The following is a 20730-nucleotide window of genomic DNA, read 5'->3' on the forward strand; positions in this document are numbered from 1 at the left end:
CCTGTCTCGGTTAGCCGATCCGCCCGGTGATATAGCTCTCCGTGCGGGGGTCTTCGGGATTGGTGAAAATCTGGCCGGTCTCTCCGAACTCGACCAGATTGCCGAGGTGGAAGAAGGCGGTCTTCTGGCTGACGCGGGCGGCCTGCTGCATCGAGTGGGTGACGATCACCACCGAATAGTTCTGCCGCAGCTCGTCGATCAGTTCCTCGACCTGGGCGGTCGCGATCGGGTCAAGTGCGGAACAGGGTTCGTCCATCAGCAGCACCTCGGGTTCGGTCGCGATGGCCCGCGCGATGCACAGCCGTTGTTGCTGACCGCCCGACAGGCCGGTGCCCGGCGCGTCCAGCCGATCCTTGACCTCATTCCAGATGGCGCCGCGGCGCAGGCTTTTCTCGACGATCTCGTCCAGCTCGGCCTTGTTGCGGGCCAGCCCGTGGATGCGCGGCCCATAGGCGATATTGTCATAGATCGACTTGGGGAAGGGGTTCGGCTTCTGGAACACCATCCCGACCTTGGCGCGCAGTTGCACCGGATCGACCTTTGGATCGTAGATGTTTTCGCCGTCGAGCAGGATCTCACCCTTGACCTTGCAGATGTCGATGGTGTCGTTCATCCGGTTCAGACAGCGCAGAAAGGTGGATTTGCCGCAGCCCGACGGGCCGATGAAGGCGGTCACCGTCTTGTCCTCGATGTCGACGTTGACGTCCTTGATCGCATGGCTTTCGCCATAATAGACTTGAACATCGCGCGCCGAGATCTTCGTTACCTGCTGCTCCACGGTCTTCTCCGTTGTTGCGATATCGTACATGGCTCTTTCCTATACCTATTACCAGCGGCGCTCGAAACGGCGACGCAGGATGACAGCCAGGGTGTTCATGGTGACCAGGAAGACCAGCAGGATGATGATCCCGCCCCAGGCCCGTTCATAGAACGCCGGGTCGGCCCGCTTGGCCCATTCGTAGATCTGTGCCGGCATGGCCGAATTCGGCTCCATCAGGCCGGCAGCGAGGCTGTCCGGCGGGTTGGAGGCGATGAAGCCCACCATGCCGATCAGCAGCAGCGGCGCGGTTTCCCCCAGCGCCTGGGCCAGGCCGATGATGGTGCCGGTCAGGATGCCCGGTGCGGCCAGCGGCAGCACGTGGTGGAACACCGCCTGCATCTTCGAGGCCCCTACCCCCAGTGCCGCGTCACGGATCGAGGGCGGCACCGCCTTCAGCGCGGCGCGGGTCGAAATGATGATGGTCGGCAGCGTCATCAGGGTCAGCACCAGGCCGCCCACCAGCGGCGCCGACATCGGCTGGTTCATGTAGTTGATGAAGACCGCGAGGCCAAGGATCCCGAAGACGATCGAGGGCACCGCGGCGAGGTTGGAGATATTCACCTCGATCACATCGGTCCACCAGGCCTTGGGCGCGAATTCCTCCAGAAAGATCGAGGCGGCCACACCGATCGGCAGCGACAGCGCCAGCACCACCAGCATCATGAACAGCGATCCCAGCATCGAGGTGCCGATCCCGGCGGCTTCGGGCCGCTGGTCGGAAGCGTCGGAGCCTAAGATGAATTCGGAATTGAAGGTCTTCTCGATCACCCCGGCCTTGACCAGTTGATCGGTGAGATCAAGCTGAGGCACCGAGATATTCTTGTCGTTCTCGATGCTATGGCGGGTTACGCGGCCCTTCAGGTAGCCATCAACCCGGCTGTTGGCGAGAAAGCGAAAGCTCAGCGTCTTGCCGATGGCATCGGGATGCTCCAGCACATAGTCGCGCAATTGTGCCGGCGCGCCTTTCGACAGCAAGGCGGCCATGTCCTTGGGTTTCAGATCGGTCTTGACGCCAAGCGCGGCGACCTTGGCCTCGATGGCCTTCTGGATCAGCGGCGCATAGCCGAAGGTCGACACCTTCTTGATGTCATCGAGATTGCGCTGGCCCTTTTTGTCCAGCTTGGCGGCATCCAGCGTTACGTCGAGGGTGACGAAAGTCTGGGTGAAGGCGCCATAGCCATTGCCGACGATGTTGACCACCAGGATCGCCAGCATCAGCAATCCCGCTGCGATGGCAGCGATGCCATAGGCCTGGAACCGGCGCTCGGCGGCGTTGCGGCGTTTGGTCCGGGCGGTCAGCTTCATCAGCGTCTCACCGTGCTTGCGCGGTGTGGACCCGTTTTGGCTGATATCGGTCATTCGTACTGCTCCCGGTATTTGCGCACGATATAGAGCGCGAGAACGTTCAGCCCCAGTGTCAGGACAAACAGCGTGATGCCAAGCGCGAAGGCCACCAGAGTCTCGGCGCTGGCGAAATCGGTGTCGCCGGTCAACTGGCTGACGATCCGGGTAGTGATCGTCGTCATCGATTCCAGCGGGTTGAGCGAGAATTTGGCGATTGCCCCCGCCCCCATTACCACGATCATGGTTTCACCGATGGCGCGCGAGGCGGCCAGCAGGATGGCGCCGACGATCCCCGGCAGTGCCGCCGGCAGCACCACCTGGCGCACGGTCTCGGATTTGGTGGCGCCAAGCCCCAGCGAACCGTCGCGCATCGTTTGCGGCACCGCGTTGATGATGTCGTCCGACAGCGAGGAGACGAAGGGGATCAGCATGATTCCCATCACCAGCCCGGCCGTCAGGACCGAGGTGGCGCCGGACATCCAATCGACACCCAGAAGGCCTTCGGGCCCGTTGCCAAAGACACTGACCAGAGCCGGCCCCACCGTCAGCAGCGCGAAGAGACCGTAGACGATGGTGGGAATCCCGGCGAGGATTTCCAGCAGCGGCTTGGCGAAGGCGCGAACGTGGCCGTTGGCGTATTCCGACAGATAGACCGCCGCGAACAGCCCGACCGGCACCGCGACGAGAAGCGCGATGAACGAGATATAGAGCGTGCCCCAGAGCAGCGGCAGGATCGACAATTCGCTGTCGCCGCGGAAGTTCGGTGCCCAAGTGCCGCCGAAGAAGAAATCCGTCCAGCTGTGCAGCTTGAAGAAACTGATCGACTCGAAGAACATCGACAGCACGATGCCGATGGTGGTCAGGATCGCCAGCAAGGCGGCCAGAACCAGCAGTGCGTAGATGCCCTGTTCGACCACGTTGCGGGCGCGGAAATCCTTGTTGGTGTGCTGCCAGGAAAAGCCCAGACCGGCAAGCGCCAGCAGGGTGACGACGATCACCATGTTCCGATGCCCGCTGGCGTCGATCGCGCGATAGCGTTGCGCGGCCTGCAGTACCTCGGGGCGCACGTCCGACCCGAGCGCGACGCCCAGCTCTCCCAGGCGAGCGCGCAGGTCGGTGAATTCTGTGCGGATCGTCCCGGCTTCCTGCTCGGTCAGCGCACCTTCGTCCACAGCGAGATCCAGGCCTGCCGCCACCTGGTGGACGTCCATCATCACCAGGCCGAGGGTGGAGTTTTCGGGGATCGCCTGCTCTGGGATCATGCCCGAAACGCGATATTGCACGACCGACGGCTGAATCATCAGCCATAGCCCGAGCACCAGAAGCGCAGGCACCAGCGTCGTCAGAAGGACGTTCGCACCGTAATAGTTAGGAAGAGAATGAAGATCGCGGGCATTGCCGCCGGCACTGTGCAGGGCGCGCGCGCGTCCAGCCAGAAATCCGAGGGCGGCAAGCGCGAAGACGAAGACAACGAGCCAGAACGTCGGCATCAAGGGCTCCAATCACGACGGGCGCAAGTTCGGGAAAAGAAAACGGACCGGAGCGGCATGACCCGCCCCGGTCCAAAGACGATTACATATTGCCGCCCATCACGACTTCGTCGGCCACGGCCTCTTGGGTCTTGGCCAGCTCCGGATCGGACACCAGACCATAGGCCGCCAGCGGGCCATCGGGGCCGGCGATCTCGTCCGAGACGAAGAATTCGGCGAATTCTTTCAGGCCCGGGATCACGCCGATATGCGCTTTCTTGATGTAGAATTGCAGCGGACGCGACACCGGATATTCACCCGACGCGATGGTTTCGGTCGAGGGAACGACACCCGACATGGTGGCCACTTGCAGCTTGTCGGTGTTGTTCTCGTAGAACGCCAGACCGAAGACGCCGATACCGTCCTTGTTGGAGCCGATGCGGGCCAGGGTTTCGGTATAGTCGCCGTCGATATCGACAGACTTGCCGTCGGTGCGCAGGGCGATACAGGCTTTCTCGGCGGCTTTCTTGTCGTCGCCATTGGCGGCTTTGAAGGCGTCGAAATCGCCGGTGGCTTCACAGCCGGCCAGGATCACCTTGTCTTCGAAGACTTCACGAGTGCCATGCTTGGTGCCGGGCACGAAGGCCTGGATCGGCTGCGCCGGGAAGGCCGGGTTCACGTCTTTCCAGGTGGTGTTCGGGTTGTCGACGATCTTGCCGTCGACGACGACCTTGTCCGACAGCGCCTTGTACCAGTCGGCCGGGGTGAATTCGAACTTGTTGCCGTTGATGTCGCTGGCGAAGACGATGCCGTCATAACCGATGCGCACTTCGATGATGTCGGTGACACCGTTTTCGGCGCAGGTCTTGATTTCTTTGTCTTTGATGCGACGCGAGGCGTTGGCGATGTCGATGGTGTTCTCACCCACGCCTTCGCAGAAGCGCTTCAGGCCGGCCGAGGAACCGCCCGATTCCACGACCGGGGTCGGGAAGTCGAAGTTTTCGCCGAAGGCTTCGGCGACGATCGACGCGTAAGGCAGCACGGTCGAGGAGCCGGCGATTTGCACCTGGTCGCGAGCGGCGGCGGCAGTGGCCGAAACGGCGCCGATAGCCAGCGCGGAAACCGTCAGTTTCACAAAGGACATGTCTGTCTCCTTGGATAGGATCAAAAGCGATCACCCCCATGATGATCTTGCGCCCCTCCTAGAGAGGCTGCATGTGCCTTTTGTGACATCAGTGTAACAGTTGCATGACAAACCCCTGTGCTTCTGCGGGCCGGCGGCGGAAAATCACGGGCCAGAAACGACTTATGGTTGTCTATATTTCTCCGACAACTTCCGCGATGCGGGTCTTACTTCGGTAAAATAACCGTAAAAACAGCGCCTTGTCCCACTTCGCTTTCTACCCTCAAGCGACCGCGATGGCGGTTGACGATATGTTTGACGATCGCCAGCCCCAGCCCTGTGCCGCCCAGTTGGCGCGACCGGTGATTGTCGGCGCGATAGAATCGCTCGGTCAGCCGCGGCAGGTGGACGGGATCGATTCCCGGCCCCTTGTCGATCACCTGCACCCGCGCTGCGGCAGAGCGCACCGCCGGATCGCGCTCTGATGAGGTCAGCACCAGATCGACCCGACCGCCGGAACCGCCGTATTTGATCGCATTCTCCACCAGGTTGGTGAACACCTGCCGGAGCTGGTCGGGATCGCCGGTGATCTCGACATCGCCTTCCGGAGCAGTGAGCCCCAATTCCACCCCCGCCTCTTCAGCCAGCGGGCGCAGCGAATGCAGGGTGTCCTCCAGCGTCTGGGTCAGGTTGATCTGCTCCTTCGGGCGCACCCGCTCTTCGCTTTCGACACGGTTGAGAGACAACAGATCTCCGACCAGGCGATTCATCCGGCTGGCCTCTCCCTCCATGATGCCGAGAAACCGCGCCCGGGCGGCGGGATCGTCGCGGGCAGCGCCGCGCAGGGTTTCGATGAATCCCATCAGCGCCGTCAGCGGTGTGCGCAGTTCGTGACTGACGTTGGCGACGAAATCGCGGCGCATCTGCCCGGCCTGCTCCAGATGGGTAATATCCTGAAAACTGACCAGAACCGCACCACCCTGCACCGCGCCGATGCCGTGCACATATCGGCAATTCACGTCATAAGTGGTATCCTGCGCGCCATCGTTGGACAGATGTCGCGTCACATGCGGACGCTTGTCGCGCAGGCTGGCCTCGATCGCGTCCAGCACCAGCGGTTGGCGCAGGATGGTGGCGAAATGCCGTCCTCTGATCTGCTGCCCCAACAGCGTCAGCGCCTCGGAATTGGCGGCGATGATGCGCTCGGACTGGTCCACCAGCAACGCAGGCAACGGAATTGCGGCCAGAAAGTCGGAAATCAGGTCGTCCAAAATAAGTCTCCCTCCGCGGAGTCGTCCGGGCACCTTGCCGCATCAATGTAACCGTGATGCGGCACCGGCCGCCGCTATGGGCGCAGCAAAGATGGATTTCTGCGGGTGAGACGCGCCCGCCTCACCTGCCCGGATCGAGGCCGCCGGGCCGGGCAGAGAGGCCTGGTAAGGCCCGCCCCACCCGTCGCGTCATTCGACCTTTTTCATCGTGTCGCGGAACTTGCGCATGTTGTCCTGATAATGCAACGCCCCCAGGCGCATCCGCTTGGCGTGATCTTCGCTGATCTCGCGCATCACTTTGCCGGGGGCGCCCATCACCAGAGAGTTGTCGGGGATTTCCTTGCCCTCGGTCACCAGCGCACCGGCACCGATCAGGCAGTTCTTGCCGATCTTGGCACCGTTCAGCACGGTGGCCCCCATCCCGATCAGAGAGCCGTCACCGATGGTGCAGCCATGCAGCATGACCTTGTGGCCGATGGTGCAGTCCTTGCCGATGCTCAGAGGAAAGCCCGCGTCCACATGCATCACGCAATCCTCCTGCACGTTCGACCCCTCGCCGATGCGGATCTCTTCGTGATCGGCGCGGATGGTCGATCCGAACCAGACCGAGGATCCGGCCTCCATCACCACCTTGCCGATCAGGTTGGCATCGGGGGCGACCCAGGTGTCGTCGTGCAGTTGCGGCGCGTCAGCGCCCAAAGCGTAGATGGTCAAAGCTTGTCCTCCTCGAATTCCGCCTGCAGGGCCCGCACATGGGCGGTCAGCCCGGGTTGCTGGATGCGGCGCAGGCGGGTGGCCTCAATGATCGTCTTCAGCCGGGCTTCGGTGGCATCGAGATCGTCATTGACCAGAACGTAGTCGTACCCGCCCCAATGGCTGATCTCGTCCCAGCTTTTCTGCATCCGGCGACGAATGGTCTCGGCATCGTCCTGGCCGCGGCTGATCAACCGGCGACGCAGCTCGGCGATCGAGGGCGGCAGCAGGAAGATCGACAGCGTGTGTTGTCCCAGGGCCGAATTACGGATCTGTTGCGCGCCCTGCCAGTCGATGTCGAACAGCACATCCTCGCCCCCGTCGATCGCCGCCTCGACCGGTCCGCGCGGCGAACCGTAGAAATTCCCGAACACATGGGCGTGCTCCAGCATGCCGTCATCGGCGACATCGGCCTTGAACTGGGCTTCGGTCATGAAGTGATAATCAATGCCGTCGACCTCGCCCGGGCGGGGTTGCCGGGTGGTGGCGCTGACCGAAAAGACGATCGACGGATCCCAAGCGCGCAGCCGTTTGGCCAGGGTGGATTTCCCCGCGCCCGAGGGCGAGGAAAGGATGATCAGCAATCCGCGGCGTTCAGCCATCTCAGATCTCCTGCAAAGTCATTGGGGGATGCCCGAAGACCTCCCGATAAGAGGCGTCGCCCGGGCAAGTGCCGGGGGCGTCATTCGACATTCTGGACCTGCTCGCGCATCTGGTCGATCACCGCCTTGAGATCGAGCCCCACCCGCGTCAGATCGGAATTTTGCGACTTGGAACAGAGCGTGTTGGCCTCGCGATTGAATTCCTGCATCAGGAAATCCAGCTTGCGCCCCACCGCGCCGCCGGCATCGAGCAGCTCCCGGGCGGCGCCGACATGGGCGCGCAGCCGGTCCAGCTCTTCGGTGACGTCTGCCTTGACCGCGATAAGCGCCAGTTCCTGCGCCACCCGGTCCGGATCTGCGCCATCGACGTTGTCCAAAACCCGGGCCAGATTGGCGCGCAGGGTTTCGGCCATTGCCGCCTTGCGCGCCTCGGCCAGATCTGCCGCCGCGGCCACCAGGGTTTCGACCTGCGCCAACTGGTCGCGCAGCAGCGCCTCGAGCGCGCGGCCTTCGGTTCGGCGCATATCCAGAAAGGCGGCGATCAGCGGCGCCAGTTCGGATTTGATCTGCGCCACCAGCGCGCCGTAATCTTCGTTCTCGGCGCCGGGCTCCATCATGCCGCGCAGGCCCAGAAGATCGCTCGCCCGCGATGGCGCCAGATCAACGCCTCGCTCCTGGGCTTCGGCCTCGATCCGCGCCAGCGCCTCCAGCGCAGCGATCAGAATGCCGGGGTTCAGCACTGCGTTTGCGGCCGAGTCGGCGCGGGTCAGCCGCAGCGACAGGGTGACATTGCCCCGTGTCACCGCCTTGGCCAGATCGGCGCGCAGCGCGGCCTCGAGCCCCTCGAGCCAGTCGGGCACCCGCAGACGCAGGTCCAGCCCCTTGCCGTTGACGCTGCGCAATTCCCATCCCCAGGAGAACGGCGCCCGCTCTCCCTTCGCCGAGGCGAACCCGGTCATTGATCTGATCATGCGCTTGCGTCCCCTGTCGCCGTTCAGTCCCTGTCGGGGCGCAGGTAATGCCATAGGGACAGGCAGGGCAAGCCCCCAGCCCGAATGCAGCCCCGATGCTGGCCCCATGCTGTTCCGATGCCACCCGGATGCCGTTTCTCGTCGGGCAACGGATCGTTGTTAACCAGAGATTAAGGAAACGCTCCAAAATTTAGCCGAAATGTGTCAAATTAACGGCAAGGTAACCAGTTTCGGGGTAGGCCGGAACACAGTCACGATCACATGTTTTCTGGTGCCGGTCACGAAAGTGGCCCAGGGCACTGTCAGCGAGGGCAGCGACAGATGCGCGATCTTCCCCCCCAGACCAGTCCGAACCAGGGCGCCGGCAATGTCGTGCCGATCCAGCCGTTCCAGCGTCATCGCAGCCTGTCGCCGCTGCGTCAGGCCGAGGCCTATTGGCTGGCGCTCTGCGGGCCGGGAGCCCTGCCCCGCCGAAGCCAGATCGACCCGCGCGGCCTAGCCAATATCCTCGATTACAGCTTCATTCTGGAACAGGTCGCACCGCGGGTGGCGCGATTTCGCCTTGCTGGTCAGCACCTGCATGAACTGACGGGAATGGAGGTGCGCGGTCTGCCCTTCACGGCGCTTTTCGCCGATACCGCACGGACCGACGCCGGCACCGCGCTTGAGCGGGTTTTCTCCGGGCCGAATGTGGCGGAATTGCGGCTGACCCATCCCGGTGGCGCCGGCCGCGTGGCTGGCGAAGGCCGGATGCTGCTGCTGCCGCTGTGCACCGATGAGGGCGACGTTTCGCGTGCGCTGGGTGTGATCGTCGCTGACGGTGTCGGTCGCAGCGCCCTGCCCTGCCGGTTCGATATCACCGATCGGTTGCTGCGTCCGGCCCCTGGCCCTGCCGCGCCGGAGAGCCTTCCCGAACGCGCCGGAACTGCGGTGCCGGAACAGGAGGTCACGCCACAGGGCTTTGCCGAGGCTCAGGTTGCCTTTGCCGGCGCCGAACCGCATCTGCGGCTGGTGAAGTAGACCTCAGCGCCCCGGTGAGCTCACCGCATCGGCAAGGTCTGCCTGCAAAACGCTGCCATGCCGGACAAAGCAACGGGCGCGGTTCGGCTGAACACCCCGCGCCCGTCTTTCATAACGATCTTTATCGTCGGCCTCGGATCAGCCTGCAGCGCGTGCAGCGATCTGATCCTGGCGCAGACGGCTGAGTTCTTCGGCGACGAGGAACGCAAGCTCCAGCGACTGACTGGCATTGAGCCGCGGGTCGCAGGCGGTATGGTAACGGTCGGAGAGGTTCTCGTCGCGTACTGCCCGCAGGCCGCCGGTGCATTCGGTCACATCCTGGCCGGTCATCTCGAAATGCACGCCGCCGGGCACGGTGCCTTCCGCGGCATGGATGGCGAAGAACTCGCGCACTTCGCGCAGCACCGCCTCGAACGGGCGCGTCTTGAAGCCGGAGGCCGATTTGATGGTATTGCCATGCATCGGGTCAGAGACCCAGACCACATTGGCCCCCTCTTCCTGCACCGCCTTGATCAGCCGCGGCAGGTGATCGCCTGCCTTGCCGGCGCCGAACCGGGCAATCAGGGTCAGCCGGCCGGCTTCGTTTTCGGGGTTCAGCTTCTGCATCAGTCGCTTGAGATCCTCGGCCGTCATCGTCGGGCCGCACTTCAGCCCGATCGGGTTCAGCACGCCGCTGCAATATTCCACATGGGCGCCATCGGGCTGACGGGTCCGGTCGCCGATCCAGATCAGATGGCCAGAGCCGGCCAGCCAATTGCCCGAGGTCGAATCGCGCCGGGTCAGCGCCTCTTCATATTCCAGCAGCAAGGCTTCGTGGCTGGTGTAGAATTCCACCGACGACAGCGTATGCGCGGTATCGCGGTTGACCCCGGCGGCGCGCATGAAATCCAGCGTGTCCGAGATCCGGCTGGCCATCTCGCGATACCGTTCGGCCTTTTCTCCCTCGGTGAAATCCAGGATCCACGAATGCACCTGGTTCACATCGGCATAGCCGCCGGTCGAAAAGGCGCGCAGCAGGTTCAACGTCGCTGCCGCCTGGGTATAGGCCTGCAGCATCCGTGCCGGATCGGGCACTCGGGCGGCGGGGGTGAAGGCCAGATCGTTGATGATGTCGCCGCGATAGCTGGGCAGCTCGACCCCGTCGATCACCTCGGTGGGTGCAGAGCGCGGCTTGGCGAATTGGCCGGCCATCCGGCCGACCTTGATCACCGGAACCTTGGCGCCATAGGTCAGCACCATGGCCATCTGCAGCATCACCTTGAACGTGTCGCGGATACCGTCGGCGCTGAATTGTTCGAAGCTTTCGGCACAGTCCCCCCCTTGCAGCAAGAAGGCCTCGCCGCGCGATGCCGCGCCCAGATGCGCCTTCAGTCTGCGTGCCTCGCCGGCAAAGACCAGCGGCGGGTATTTCATCAACTGCGTCTCGACGGTCTCAAGTGCCGCGGAATCGACATAGTCGGGCATCTGAATGCGCGGTTTCGCACGCCAGCTCGATTTGCTCCAATCCGTCATCACTTGATCTCCTCCGCTCGGGACTTGGCCGGGTTTTCAGGGGGTCTCTATACAAAAGAGCCCGCAGGGATACCATAAGCCATTTGGGGTACTTGACGCCGCAGTCAAGTACGTCTCAAGGTGACGCCAAGGGATGGGTTCAGATGCGCTCCGTCAAGAAGGCGCAGTGGCCCCATGAATACTCAGGAAGTCAGCCATGTCAGAGCAACGCCAAGTTGTCGCCAGCGTTCCGAACTCCGGCCACAGCCGGCGGTTCGTATTTGTATTGCTCGACCGCTTTACGCTCTTGTCCTTTGCCTCGGCGTTGGAATGTCTTCGGATCGCCAATCGCATGTCGGGACAGGAGCTGTATAGCTGGGCGATGATCGGTGAAGGTGGAGAAGAGGTCACCTGTTCCGCCGGTGCCACCTTCAAGCTGGATGCCGATCTGGAGATTCTGCAGCGCGACGATACCGTTTTGCTCTGCGGTGGCATTGACGTGCAGACCGCGACCACCAAGAAGCTCTTGTCCTGGCTGCGGCGCGAGGCGCGGCGCGGCATGGTGATGGGGGGGCTCTGCACCGCCGGCTACGCCCTGGCCAAGGCGGGCCTGCTGGATGGCAAGCGCGCCACCATCCACTGGGAAAACGCCGATAGCTTTCTGGAAGAATTCGGCGAGGTAGAGCTGACCAAATCGGTCTTTGTCATCGACGGCAACCGGATCACCACGGCCGGCGGCACCTCGTCCATCGACATGATGCTGAAGCTGATCGCCAATGATTGCGGCGAGGAATTGGCCAATGCGGTGGCCGATCAGCTTATCTATTCCTCGATCCGGACTGATCAGGACACTCAGCGCCTGTCGGTCCCGACCCGGATCGGGGTACGTCACCCGAAACTGAGCCAGGTCATCCACATGATGGAGCAGAATATCGAGGAGCCGATCAGCCCGGCCCTTCTGGCCCAGGATGTCGGCATGTCGACCCGTCAGCTTGAACGGTTGTTCCGGCGCTATCTGAACCGGTCTCCGAAGCGATATTACATGGAACTTCGCCTGCAGAAGGCGCGTAATCTGTTGATGCAAACCGACATGAGCGTGATCAACGTTGCCCTGGCCTGTGGTTTCGCCAGCCCATCGCATTTCTCCAAATGCTATCGGGCGCATTACAACACCACCCCCTATCGTGAACGCGGTACCCAGGGCACTGGGGGGCCGATTTAACAGGCCATTCCCTTTCCTGTTACGCATGAAATTAATTCAAGATGAAATTGGACAATTCATCTTTTGTCTCGGTATATTCGGAAATGGCGCCGATTTTTATCCTGCGCTCCGGACGCCGGGCCTTTCATTATTTAACGAGTGTATTCTTTTCCCGGCGCTTCGGCACCCAAGGGCGCGTGCCGCAAGAGCCGTTACGGCGGTCTTGAGCGGGCCCCTTGTCGTTGGGGCGGACCGGAGCATTCCGGATCTGGCGTCAGGCAACCCTGGTTCAATGTCGGTTGGCGTCAAATGGCCCGTATCGTCGCGCGCTCCTTTCCGGTCCTGGCCAGTGAACTGAGCCAGAGAAAGTGAACTTAGCCAGAGATCTTGTCTAGAAATCTTGGCCACAGATATTGTCATGGTCTTTCCCCGAGGGAAGGCATGCGCCAGAGCGGTGTCGCCTGGCAGGACGCCGGTTTCCCGCACCGGAAAAGTCGTTTTCCCGGGTGGCGAAGGCTGAGGATAGTACTTTTCTTTTGAAATGAGCTTGCCTAGGATTTGATCAGAACATCACGTTCCAACTAGGGAGTAACTTTATGAAAAAGCTGCTTATGGCCACGGCCGCGACCGCGCTCATGACCGGTGCCGCTGCCGCCGAGGATATCAAGATCGGCGTTCTGCTGGGCTTCACCGGCCCGATCGAATCGCTGACCCCCTCGATGGCGGCAGGGGCTGAAATGGCGATCAAGGAGGTCAGCGATAGCGGCCTGCTGCTGGACGGTGCTACCGTGACCCCGGTGCGCGCGGATACCACCTGCGTCGATTCCAGCGCCGCCACCGCTGCCGCCGAGCGGCTTGTCACCTCGGATGGCGTCAAGGGCATCATGGGGGCCGATTGCTCCGGCGTGACCGGTGCTGTCCTCGCCAATGTCGCTGTGCCCAATGGCATCGTGATGATCTCGCCTTCCGCAACCTCGCCCGGGCTGACTGAGGCCGAGGATAACGGGCTGTTCTTCCGCACCGCGCCCTCCGATGCCCGTCAAGGCCAGGTGATGAGCGACATCCTGATCGAGGACGGGGTCAAGGAAGTCGCAGTCACCTATACAAATAACGATTATGGCAAGGGGCTCGCCGACAGTTTCCAGGCCGCTTACGAAGCCGCGGGCGGCACGGTGACCATCAGCGCCGCGCATGAGGACGGCAAGGCCGATTACTCTGCCGAAGTCGGCGCGCTGGCGGCGGGCGGCGGTGACCGGCTGGTCGTTGCGGGCTATGTCGATCAGGGCGGATCGGGGGTCGTGCGCGCCGCGCTCGACAGCGGCGCCTTCGACACCTTCCACTTCCCTGATGGCATGATCGGCACCAAGCTGGAAGAAGACTTCGGCGACGAGATCGACGGCTCCACCGGGCAGAACCCTGGCACCGACAGCCCGGGCGCCGACAAATTCGCCGAGATGGTCGGCGGTGCCTTTGACACGACCTCTCCCTATACGCCTGAATCCTACGATGCCGCCGCGCTGATGCTGCTGGCGATGCAGGCGGCCGGCTCCACCGATTCCAACGTTTACAAGGAAAAGGTGATGGAAGTTGCCAATGCTCCCGGCGAAAAGATCTATCCGGGCGAATTGGCCAAAGCGCTGCAGATCCTCAAGGACGGCGGGGATGTTGACTATGTCGGCGCCACCGCGGTTGAAATGATCGGCTCGGGCGAAACCGCCGGCAATTACCGCCAGATCAAGATCGAAAACGGCAAGATCACCACGGTGAAATTCCGCTGATCGGTCACGATCTGATCGGCAACAGCACAGGAGAAGGGTCCGGGGGCTATCCCCGGGCCGCTTCGATCACCAAAGCCGCGCAAAAGAACGGCGGCAGGACGGGGAAGACATGATCGTCGTAGAAGACGTACATAAACATTTCGGCGGTTTTCACGCGGTGGATGGCGCCTCGCTTACCATTGCCGAAGGGTCGATCACCGGGCTGATCGGTCCGAATGGCGCCGGCAAGACCACTTTGTTCAACGTGATCGCAGGCGTCCTGCCTCCAACCTCGGGCCGGGTCACCATGCAGGGGGAGGATATCACCGGCCTGCCCCCGCATGATCTGTTTCACAAGGGGCTGCTGCGCACCTTCCAGATCGCCCATGAATTCGCCTCGATGAGCTGCCGCGAGAACCTGATGATGGTTCCGGGCGGGCAATCCGGTGAAACCTTGTGGAACACATGGTTCGGCCGCAAGCGCATCGCCGAGGAGGAGCGCGCGCTGCGCGCGAAGGCCGATGAGGTTCTGGAGTTCCTGACCATCCGCCATATCGCCGATCTGAAGGCCGGCGAGATCTCGGGCGGGCAGAAGAAACTACTGGAACTCGGCCGCACCATGATGGTCGACGCCAAGATCGTTTTTCTGGACGAGGTCGGCGCCGGGGTGAACCGGACGCTGCTTTACACCATTGCCGATGCGATCAAGCGGCTCAACCAAGAGCGCGGCTATACCTTCGTGGTGATTGAACACGACATGGATTTCATCGAACGGCTTTGCGATCCGGTGATCTGCCTGGCCGAGGGCAAGGTTCTGGCCCAGGGGACGCTGGAGGAAATCAAGGCCAACGAACAGGTGATCGAGGCCTATCTGGGCACCGGTCTGAAGAACAAGGACATGATCGGCGCATGAAGATTGCCTCCATAGCCTGGGGATGTGCTTGTGTATCGCTCTTCGCAACGACGACCGTCGCGCAGAATATCGTGGGCACCGCTGTCATAGATGGAAAACGCGTTGAACTCCTCAGCGATCATAGCTGGCGATATGTTGATCCCGAGGCCCTGAGTTCGGCCTGCACCGGACTGTCGCCCAGGGTCGAATTTTGCGGCAGCAAGCCGGATTGGCGCCCTATCCCCACGACCGGAGCATTCGTCCAGACATATGTTCATGGTTCAAATATCTTTGCCGGCCTGATCGTGGAAGACATCGGGCGGGCTCAGAACCTGAGTTTCAAGACACTTCGCACCCTGTCCATCAGCTCTGCCGCCGCACAATCCGGCGTCTCCGAGAAAGCGATACCGGTATATGACGTGTTCGAGACAGAAATAGACGAAAATCCGGGCGAGACGATCATCTATGGCGCGGTTTTGAAGGGCATGAAATTCGTCTTCTCCAACAGCTATGTGATCACCGATGATCTCACCGTCCAGGCCTATGTCTGGGCCGTCGGAAGCGAATATTCGGATGAGCAGCGGAAATGGGGGGAGGACTTCATCGACAATATCCGCCTGCACGTCGAGAAGGTGGCGCATTGATGCAAGCACGGAATGTCTCGAAGAATAAGAACCAGGGGGGAGGCCGATGAGCGGCAATACCTATGACGACCGTGGCAACAACGATGGGACCATCGTCAATCTGCGCGGGATCGGAGAATTTGGCGCCCATCCCGGCACTGGCCTGGCGATGGATACCGGCAGCGCCTTTCTGATCGGCGACAGTATGACCGGGGGGTATGGCAAGGGCCCCGACATCCTGCATGAGTGCACCATCGCGGTGAACCGTGGCGAGATCGCGGTGATCGTCGGCCCCAACGGTGCCGGCAAGTCCACCGCCATGAAGGCGATCTTCGGAATGCTGGATCTGCACAAGGGTTCGGTCCGGCTCGATGGCGAGGACATCACCGATCTCAGCCCTCAGGACCGGGTGGCCAAGGGCATGGGCTTCGTGCCTCAGACCAATAATATCTTTACCTCGATGACGGTGGAGGAAAACCTGGAGATGGGCGCCTTCATTCGTCGCGACGATTTCCGTGACACCATGGCGCAGGTCTACGACCTGTTCCCGATCCTGAAGGACAAGCGCCGGCAGGCGGCGGGAGAGTTGTCGGGCGGGCAGCGCCAACAGGTGGCCGTCGGGCGGGCCCTGATGACCCGCCCCAAGGTGCTGATGCTGGACGAACCCACCGCAGGCGTCAGCCCGATCGTGATGGACGAGCTGTTTGATCGTATCATCGAGGTCGCCCGCACTGGTATTCCGATCCTGATGGTGGAACAGAACGCCCGTCAGGCGCTGGAGATTGCGGATCACGGCTATGTTTTGGTGCAGGGCGCCAATGCCTATACCGGTACCGGCAAACAGCTTCTGGCCGATCCCGAAGTCCGACAAGCGTTCCTGGGGGGCTGAGATGAAACGCAGTCTTGTCATATGCGCCATGGCCACCGTCCCTTTCGGCGCCGCGGCGAAACAAATCCCCGCCCCGATGACCTTTGAAATCAAATGCCGCTTTGACCGCACGACCCCGGACAGCGCGGCCTCGGCGGTGGAAAGCCCCCGGCTGGTCAGCGCGCTCGCAACCTCGAAGGCTCCTCAGGTGATCGACGCGATTGACCAGGGTGTCGGCTTTGTCGAGGTCAAAGGCACAGATGGCGTGCGCCACTTCGTGCAGCCCTATCTCGGATCGGTTCTGGCCGGTCAGATGATCACGGTCTTTCCCGACGGCCGGAGCGTTCTCACCCAGCACTACAAGGGAAAGACCCGTCTCGGGGTCCACTCTGAAGTCGGCCGCTGCGAGGTGATGGAATAATGGATTTTCTCAACGCAATCGTCGCGCTGGCGAATTTCGTCCTCATCCCGGGCATCGCCTATGGCGCGCAACTGGCGCTGGGCGCCCTGGGGGTGACGCTGATCTATGGCATCTTGCGGTTCTCGAATTTCGCCCATGGCGACACCATGGCCTTCGGCACCATGATCACGGTTCTGGTGACCTGGTGGATGCAGGCGCAGGGGGTATCCTTGGGGCCGCTGCCCACCGCGCTTCTGGCCCTGCCCTTTGGCATTCTGGGCTGCATGGCACTGGTGCTGCTCACCGATCGGGTGGTCTATCGCTTCTATCGCGAGCAGAAGGCCAAGCCGATGATCCTGGTGATTGTCTCCACCGGCGTGATGTTCATCACCAATGGGCTGGTACGGCTGATCATCGGGCCCGGCGACCAGCGGTTTGCCGATGGCGAAAGGTTCATCATTTCAGCCCGGGACTTCAAGGCGATGACCGGCCTGAGCGAGGGTCTGGGCATCAAGACCACCCAGGGCATCACCGTGGTGGTCGCGGTGCTGGCCGTGGCCGCGCTGTTCTGGTTTCTGAACCGAACCCGCACCGGCAAGTCGATGCGCGCCTATTCCGATAATGAGGATCTGGCCCTGCTGTCGGGGATCAATCCGGAGCGGGTGGTGACCTACACCTGGCTGATCGTGGCTGCGCTGACCACGGTGGCCGGCACGCTCTACGGGCTCGACAAGAGCTTCAAGCCCTTCGTCTATTTCCAGCTCCTGCTGCCGGTGTTTGCCGCGGCCATCGTCGGCGGGCTTGGCAGTCCGCTGGGTGCCATCGCCGGGGGCTTCGTCATCGCGTTTTCCGAAGTGACGATTACCTATGCTTGGAAAAAGGTGCTGGGCTATCTCCTGCCCGAGGGGCTGGAACCCTCAGGCCTGGTGCAGTTGCTGAGCACTGATTACAAATTCGCGGTCAGCTTCGTGATCCTGCTGATCGTTCTGCTGTTCCGGCCCACGGGCCTATTCCAGGGGAAGTCGGTATGAGCGCGACCATGAAAAACACCTTGCTGTTTCTGCTGGTCGGTGTGCTGATCCTGATCACCGGCATGGTGCAAAGCTGGAACTCGGCGCTGCTGATCCTGAACATGGGGCTGGTTTCGGCCATCATGGCCTTGGGGGTGAACCTGCAATGGGGCTTTGCGGGGCTGTTCAACGTCGGGGTCATGGGCTTTGTCGCATTGGGCGGTCTGGCGGTGGTGCTGGTCTCCGAACCCCCGGTCGAAGGCGCCTGGGGAGCGGGCGGTGCCTGGCGCATCCTGGGTGGGCTGGCATTGGGGGCGCTGTCGGTGGCGGCGGCGGTGCTGACCTACAAGCGCCTGCCCCGGGGCCGGATGCGCGGCATTGCGGTGCTGGCGATCCTGGTGCTGGGCTTTTTCGTCTATCGCTGGATCTTTGACGGCGGTGTCGAGCTGGTCGAGGCCAACAACCCGGCCAGTACGGGCAATATCGGCGGGCTGAACCTGCCGGTTCTGTTGGCCTGGCCCGCCGGCGGACTGCTGGCCGCTGGGGCTGCCTGGATCATCGGCAAGACCGCATTGGGGCTGCGTTCGGATTATCTGGCGATCGCCACCTTGGGCATCGCCGAGATCATCGTAGCGGTCCTGAAGAACGAGGATTGGCTGGCGCGCGGGGTTAAGAACATCTCCGGCCTGGCCCGGCCCCTGCCCTATGAGGTCGATCTGCAGACCGATCCGGGCTTCGTCCAGACGGCGGCGCATCTTGGGCTCGATCCGGTGATCGCCTCGACGCTTTATGTCAAGCTTGGCTATACGGCGTTGTTCCTGGTGGTGCTGCTGGTGCTGCTGTGGCTGAGCCAGATGGCGCTGAAATCGCCTTGGGGCCGGATGATGCGCGCGATCCGCGACAATGAGACCGCCGCCGAGGCCATGGGCAAGGATGTCACCCGGCGACATCTGCAGATCTTCATCCTCGGATCCGCCGTCTGCGGCATCGCCGGCGCGATGATGACGACGCTCGACGGGCAGTTGACGCCCGGCTCCTATCAGCCTCTGCGCTTCACCTTCCTGATCTGGGTGATGGTGATCGTCGGCGGGTCGGGCAACAACTTCGGGTCGGTGCTGGGGGCCATGCTGATCTGGTTTCTCTGGGTCCAGGTGGAGCCGATCGGGCTGTGGCTGATTCAGCTGATCACCGCCGGCATGGCCGAGGGCAGCGCGCTGAAGGTGCATCTTCTGAACAGCGCCGCGCATATGCGGTTGCTGACCATGGGGGTGGTCTTGCTGCTGGTGCTGCGGTTCAGTCCGAAAGGCCTGATCCCCGAGAAGTGAGCGCCCCCTTCGGGCGCGCGCCTCCGGCGGGGATATTTGCCGCCATAAAAAGGCATCAGGCGGCGCCCGGACATCCGGGCGCCGTTTGCCGCTCAGCGGCCCTTGAAGAAACTGCCGAGGATACCGCGCACGATGCGGCGCCCGGTGCTGCCCTTGAGTTCCTTGATCACCGCCTGCGACAGCGCCGAGCCGAAGGTATCGCCAGAGCGGCTGCTTTGCATCCGGGCGCTGGAGCGGCTGACGCGGGCGCCGCTGTAGCGACGCGCGGCGTTGAATTCCCGTTCGGCCGCGGCGGCGGTTTCGGCCCGGTCCTCGGCGGCGGCGGCCTCGGTCGCGGCGGTTTCGGCCCGCTGTTTCAGGATCTCATAAGCTGAGCGGCGATCGACGGCGGTATCGTATTTGCCGGCGAGATCCGAGGCGGCGATGAGCGCGCGGCGCTCGGTCTCGGTAATCGGGCCGAGCTGGGTCGCGGGCGGGCGGATCAGCGTGCGTTCGACCACGCCGGGCGCGCCCTTGGGGCCGAGCATCGAGGTGACCGCTTCGCCGGTGCCGACGTCGCGGATCGCCTCTTCGGTGGAAAAGCGCGGATTGTCGCGATAGGTCTCGGCCGCCGCCTTGAGGTTGCGGCGGTCGCGGGCGGTGAAGGCGCGCAGCGCGTGCTGCACCCGGTTACCGAGCTGGGCCAGCACATCTTCGGGAATGTCGGCGGGCTGCTGGGTGACGAAATAGACCCCGACGCCTTTCGAGCGGATCAGCCGGGCCACCTGCTCCACCTTGTCGACCAGCGCCTTGGGGGCATCGTCGAACAGAAGATGGGCCTCGTCGAAGAAAAAGACCAGCTTGGGTTTTTCCGGGTCTCCGACCTCGGGCAATTCTTCGAAGAGTTCCGACAGCAGCCAGAGCAGGCAGGTGGCGTAGAGCCCCGGCGCCGCCATCAGCTTGTCGGCGGCGAGGATATTGACCATGCCGCGCCCTTGTGCGTCGGTGCGCATCAGATCGGCCAGATCGAGCGCCGGTTCCCCGAAGAACCGCGTTGCGCCCTGGTTTTCGATCACCAGCAGGCGGCGCTGGATGGCGCCGACCGAGGCGACGGAGATATTGCCGTAGCGCAGCGACAGTTTGCTCCGGTTCTCGCCGATCCAGGTCAGCAACGCCTGCAAATCCTTGAGATCGAGAAGCGGCAGCCCCTGTTCGTCGGACAGGCGGAAGGCAATGTTCAGAATACCTTCCTGCGCCTCGGAAAGATCGAGCAGGCGCGACAGCAGCAACGGACCCATCTCGGCCACGGTGGTTCTGAGCGGATGGCCCTGTTCGCCGTAGACGTCCCAGAAGGTGACAGGACAGGCGGAATAAGCGTAGTCGTCGAAACCGATCTGCGCCGCGCGGTCGTGAAAGGCCTGGTCCAGCTTTGGAGCCGGGCGCCCGGCCTTGGCGAGCCCGGAGAGATCGCCTTTGACGTCCGATAACACCACCGGCACGCCCGCAGCCGAGAAGCCTTCGGTCAGAATCTGCAGGGTGACGGTCTTGCCGGTGCCGGTTGCCCCGGCGATCAGCCCGTGGCGGTTGGCGTATTTCAGTGCCAGCCCCTGCTTTGTTCCATAGTCATCCCCGCCACCGCCGAGGAATATCTTGCCATCCATCGCGTCCATCGCGCCCCCTGCCCGAAACGCGCGCCACGCGTCCCGGGATACATAGAAAATGTTAACACCTGACCGGGATAGTTGCTCTGCCGCGTGGCGGCAAGTGGCGCCGCGGCCTCGGATCAGCCGATCTGATCCGCCGGGACTGGT

19 protein-coding genes are annotated in these 20730 nt (G+C 62.6%); 9 read left to right on the plus strand and 10 right to left on the minus strand.

Features of this window, described 5'->3' with window-relative positions; genetic code table 11:
• Positions 1-10: 10 nt before the first annotated feature.
• The 8 genes from pstB to G455_RS0102660 all read right to left on the minus strand — a co-directional run bounded on the left by pstB (position 11) and on the right by G455_RS0102660 (position 8353).
• Entirely contained in the window at positions 11-808 is a 798-nt protein-coding gene (pstB, locus tag G455_RS0102625) for a phosphate ABC transporter ATP-binding protein PstB (RefSeq protein ID WP_028092253.1), read from the minus strand.
• A gap of 18 nt (positions 809-826) precedes the next feature.
• A complete protein-coding gene (gene pstA / locus G455_RS0102630) occupies positions 827-2179 on the minus strand; it encodes a phosphate ABC transporter permease PstA (RefSeq protein WP_028092254.1) in 1353 nt (450 codons plus the stop codon).
• On the minus strand, positions 2176-3654 hold the full coding sequence (gene pstC / locus G455_RS0102635) for a phosphate ABC transporter permease subunit PstC (RefSeq protein ID WP_028092255.1): 1479 nt from the start codon (positions 3652-3654) through the stop codon (positions 2176-2178). Before pstC ends, pstA begins: the two co-directional genes overlap by 4 nt.
• An 82-nt stretch (positions 3655-3736) precedes the next feature.
• The gene (locus G455_RS0102640; protein WP_028092256.1) at positions 3737-4777 is read right to left on the minus strand and encodes a substrate-binding domain-containing protein; all 1041 of its coding nucleotides are present in this window, start codon (positions 4775-4777) and stop codon (positions 3737-3739) included.
• A gap of 206 nt (positions 4778-4983) precedes the next feature.
• Positions 4984-6030: a sensor histidine kinase gene (locus G455_RS0102645; protein WP_028092257.1), complete on the minus strand. Its 1047-nt coding sequence runs from the start codon at positions 6028-6030 to the stop codon at positions 4984-4986.
• A gap of 186 nt (positions 6031-6216) precedes the next feature.
• Positions 6217-6741, minus strand: a complete 525-nt coding sequence (locus tag G455_RS0102650) for a gamma carbonic anhydrase family protein (RefSeq protein ID WP_028092258.1) — start codon at positions 6739-6741, stop codon at positions 6217-6219.
• Complete coding sequence (gene gmk / locus G455_RS0102655; RefSeq protein ID WP_028092259.1) at positions 6738-7382, minus strand: guanylate kinase; 645 nt, start codon at positions 7380-7382, stop codon at positions 6738-6740. The genes G455_RS0102650 and gmk overlap by 4 nt, the downstream gene beginning before the upstream one ends.
• Before the next feature lie 80 nt (positions 7383-7462).
• Positions 7463-8353, minus strand: a complete 891-nt coding sequence (locus G455_RS0102660; protein WP_028092260.1) for a YicC/YloC family endoribonuclease — start codon at positions 8351-8353, stop codon at positions 7463-7465.
• A gap of 321 nt (positions 8354-8674) precedes the next feature.
• Between G455_RS0102660 and G455_RS23175 the strand changes: the two genes are divergently transcribed.
• Entirely contained in the window at positions 8675-9373 is a 699-nt protein-coding gene (locus tag G455_RS23175; RefSeq protein ID WP_084436965.1) for a PAS domain-containing protein, read from the plus strand.
• A gap of 138 nt (positions 9374-9511) precedes the next feature.
• Here the strand turns inward: G455_RS23175 and G455_RS0102670 are convergent, their stop codons facing one another.
• Positions 9512-10885, minus strand: a complete 1374-nt coding sequence (locus tag G455_RS0102670) for a class II 3-deoxy-7-phosphoheptulonate synthase (RefSeq protein WP_028092261.1) — start codon at positions 10883-10885, stop codon at positions 9512-9514.
• Positions 10886-11081: 196 nt separating this feature from the next.
• Here G455_RS0102670 and G455_RS0102675 point away from each other — a divergent pair, with 196 nt between their 5' ends.
• From G455_RS0102675 to G455_RS0102710, 8 genes are all read left to right on the plus strand, one after another.
• Complete coding sequence (locus G455_RS0102675) at positions 11082-12086, plus strand: GlxA family transcriptional regulator (protein WP_028092262.1); 1005 nt, start codon at positions 11082-11084, stop codon at positions 12084-12086.
• A gap of 575 nt (positions 12087-12661) precedes the next feature.
• Entirely contained in the window at positions 12662-13843 is a 1182-nt protein-coding gene (locus tag G455_RS0102680; protein ID WP_028092263.1) for an ABC transporter substrate-binding protein, read from the plus strand.
• Between the two features lie 109 nt (positions 13844-13952).
• On the plus strand, positions 13953-14735 hold the full coding sequence (locus G455_RS0102685; RefSeq protein ID WP_028092264.1) for an ABC transporter ATP-binding protein: 783 nt from the start codon (positions 13953-13955) through the stop codon (positions 14733-14735).
• Positions 14732-15358 (plus strand): hypothetical protein, encoded by a 627-nt coding sequence (locus tag G455_RS0102690; RefSeq protein WP_028092265.1) that lies wholly within the window; start codon positions 14732-14734, stop codon positions 15356-15358. The genes G455_RS0102685 and G455_RS0102690 overlap by 4 nt, the downstream gene beginning before the upstream one ends.
• A gap of 46 nt (positions 15359-15404) precedes the next feature.
• Complete coding sequence (locus G455_RS0102695) at positions 15405-16226, plus strand: ABC transporter ATP-binding protein (protein ID WP_084436966.1); 822 nt, start codon at positions 15405-15407, stop codon at positions 16224-16226.
• 1 nt (position 16227) lies between these two features.
• The gene (locus G455_RS0102700) at positions 16228-16626 is read left to right on the plus strand and encodes a hypothetical protein (RefSeq protein ID WP_154664323.1); all 399 of its coding nucleotides are present in this window, start codon (positions 16228-16230) and stop codon (positions 16624-16626) included.
• Positions 16626-17636, plus strand: coding sequence for a branched-chain amino acid ABC transporter permease (locus G455_RS0102705; RefSeq protein WP_028092268.1), 1011 nt, complete (start codon positions 16626-16628; stop codon positions 17634-17636). Before G455_RS0102700 ends, G455_RS0102705 begins: the two co-directional genes overlap by 1 nt.
• Positions 17633-18940 (plus strand): branched-chain amino acid ABC transporter permease, encoded by a 1308-nt coding sequence (locus G455_RS0102710; RefSeq protein WP_028092269.1) that lies wholly within the window; start codon positions 17633-17635, stop codon positions 18938-18940. The genes G455_RS0102705 and G455_RS0102710 overlap by 4 nt, the downstream gene beginning before the upstream one ends.
• 92 nt (positions 18941-19032) lie before the next feature.
• Here G455_RS0102710 and G455_RS0102715 read toward each other — a convergent pair whose 3' ends face one another.
• On the minus strand, positions 19033-20580 hold the full coding sequence (locus tag G455_RS0102715; protein WP_028092270.1) for a helicase HerA-like domain-containing protein: 1548 nt from the start codon (positions 20578-20580) through the stop codon (positions 19033-19035).
• Between the last annotated feature and the right edge of the window lie 150 nt (positions 20581-20730).

This window comes from Pseudodonghicola xiamenensis DSM 18339, from assembly GCF_000429365.1.
Taxonomy (GTDB): Bacteria; Pseudomonadota; Alphaproteobacteria; order Rhodobacterales; family Rhodobacteraceae; genus Pseudodonghicola; species Pseudodonghicola xiamenensis.

What these genes read in the sequence shown, in the direction of transcription:
- G455_RS0102695 (WP_084436966.1), top strand. Translation starts at nt 15,405, where the DNA reads ATGAGCGGCAATACCTATGACGACCGTGGCAACAACGATGGGACCATC.
- pstA (WP_028092254.1), bottom strand. Translation starts at nt 2,179, where the DNA reads ATGACCGATATCAGCCAAAACGGGTCCACACCGCGCAAGCACGGTGAG.
- G455_RS0102705 (WP_028092268.1), top strand. Translation starts at nt 16,626, where the DNA reads ATGGATTTTCTCAACGCAATCGTCGCGCTGGCGAATTTCGTCCTCATC.
- G455_RS0102670 (WP_028092261.1), bottom strand. Translation starts at nt 10,885, where the DNA reads ATGACGGATTGGAGCAAATCGAGCTGGCGTGCGAAACCGCGCATTCAG.
- G455_RS0102675 (WP_028092262.1), top strand. Translation starts at nt 11,082, where the DNA reads ATGTCAGAGCAACGCCAAGTTGTCGCCAGCGTTCCGAACTCCGGCCAC.
- pstC (WP_028092255.1), bottom strand. Translation starts at nt 3,654, where the DNA reads ATGCCGACGTTCTGGCTCGTTGTCTTCGTCTTCGCGCTTGCCGCCCTC.
- G455_RS0102710 (WP_028092269.1), top strand. Translation starts at nt 17,633, where the DNA reads ATGAGCGCGACCATGAAAAACACCTTGCTGTTTCTGCTGGTCGGTGTG.
- G455_RS0102660 (WP_028092260.1), bottom strand. Translation starts at nt 8,353, where the DNA reads ATGATCAGATCAATGACCGGGTTCGCCTCGGCGAAGGGAGAGCGGGCG.
- G455_RS0102685 (WP_028092264.1), top strand. Translation starts at nt 13,953, where the DNA reads ATGATCGTCGTAGAAGACGTACATAAACATTTCGGCGGTTTTCACGCG.
- G455_RS0102640 (WP_028092256.1), bottom strand. Translation starts at nt 4,777, where the DNA reads ATGTCCTTTGTGAAACTGACGGTTTCCGCGCTGGCTATCGGCGCCGTT.
- G455_RS23175 (WP_084436965.1), top strand. Translation starts at nt 8,675, where the DNA reads ATGCGCGATCTTCCCCCCCAGACCAGTCCGAACCAGGGCGCCGGCAAT.
- G455_RS0102700 (WP_154664323.1), top strand. Translation starts at nt 16,228, where the DNA reads ATGAAACGCAGTCTTGTCATATGCGCCATGGCCACCGTCCCTTTCGGC.
- pstB (WP_028092253.1), bottom strand. Translation starts at nt 808, where the DNA reads ATGTACGATATCGCAACAACGGAGAAGACCGTGGAGCAGCAGGTAACG.
- G455_RS0102680 (WP_028092263.1), top strand. Translation starts at nt 12,662, where the DNA reads ATGAAAAAGCTGCTTATGGCCACGGCCGCGACCGCGCTCATGACCGGT.
- gmk (WP_028092259.1), bottom strand. Translation starts at nt 7,382, where the DNA reads ATGGCTGAACGCCGCGGATTGCTGATCATCCTTTCCTCGCCCTCGGGC.
- G455_RS0102715 (WP_028092270.1), bottom strand. Translation starts at nt 20,580, where the DNA reads ATGGATGGCAAGATATTCCTCGGCGGTGGCGGGGATGACTATGGAACA.
- G455_RS0102690 (WP_028092265.1), top strand. Translation starts at nt 14,732, where the DNA reads ATGAAGATTGCCTCCATAGCCTGGGGATGTGCTTGTGTATCGCTCTTC.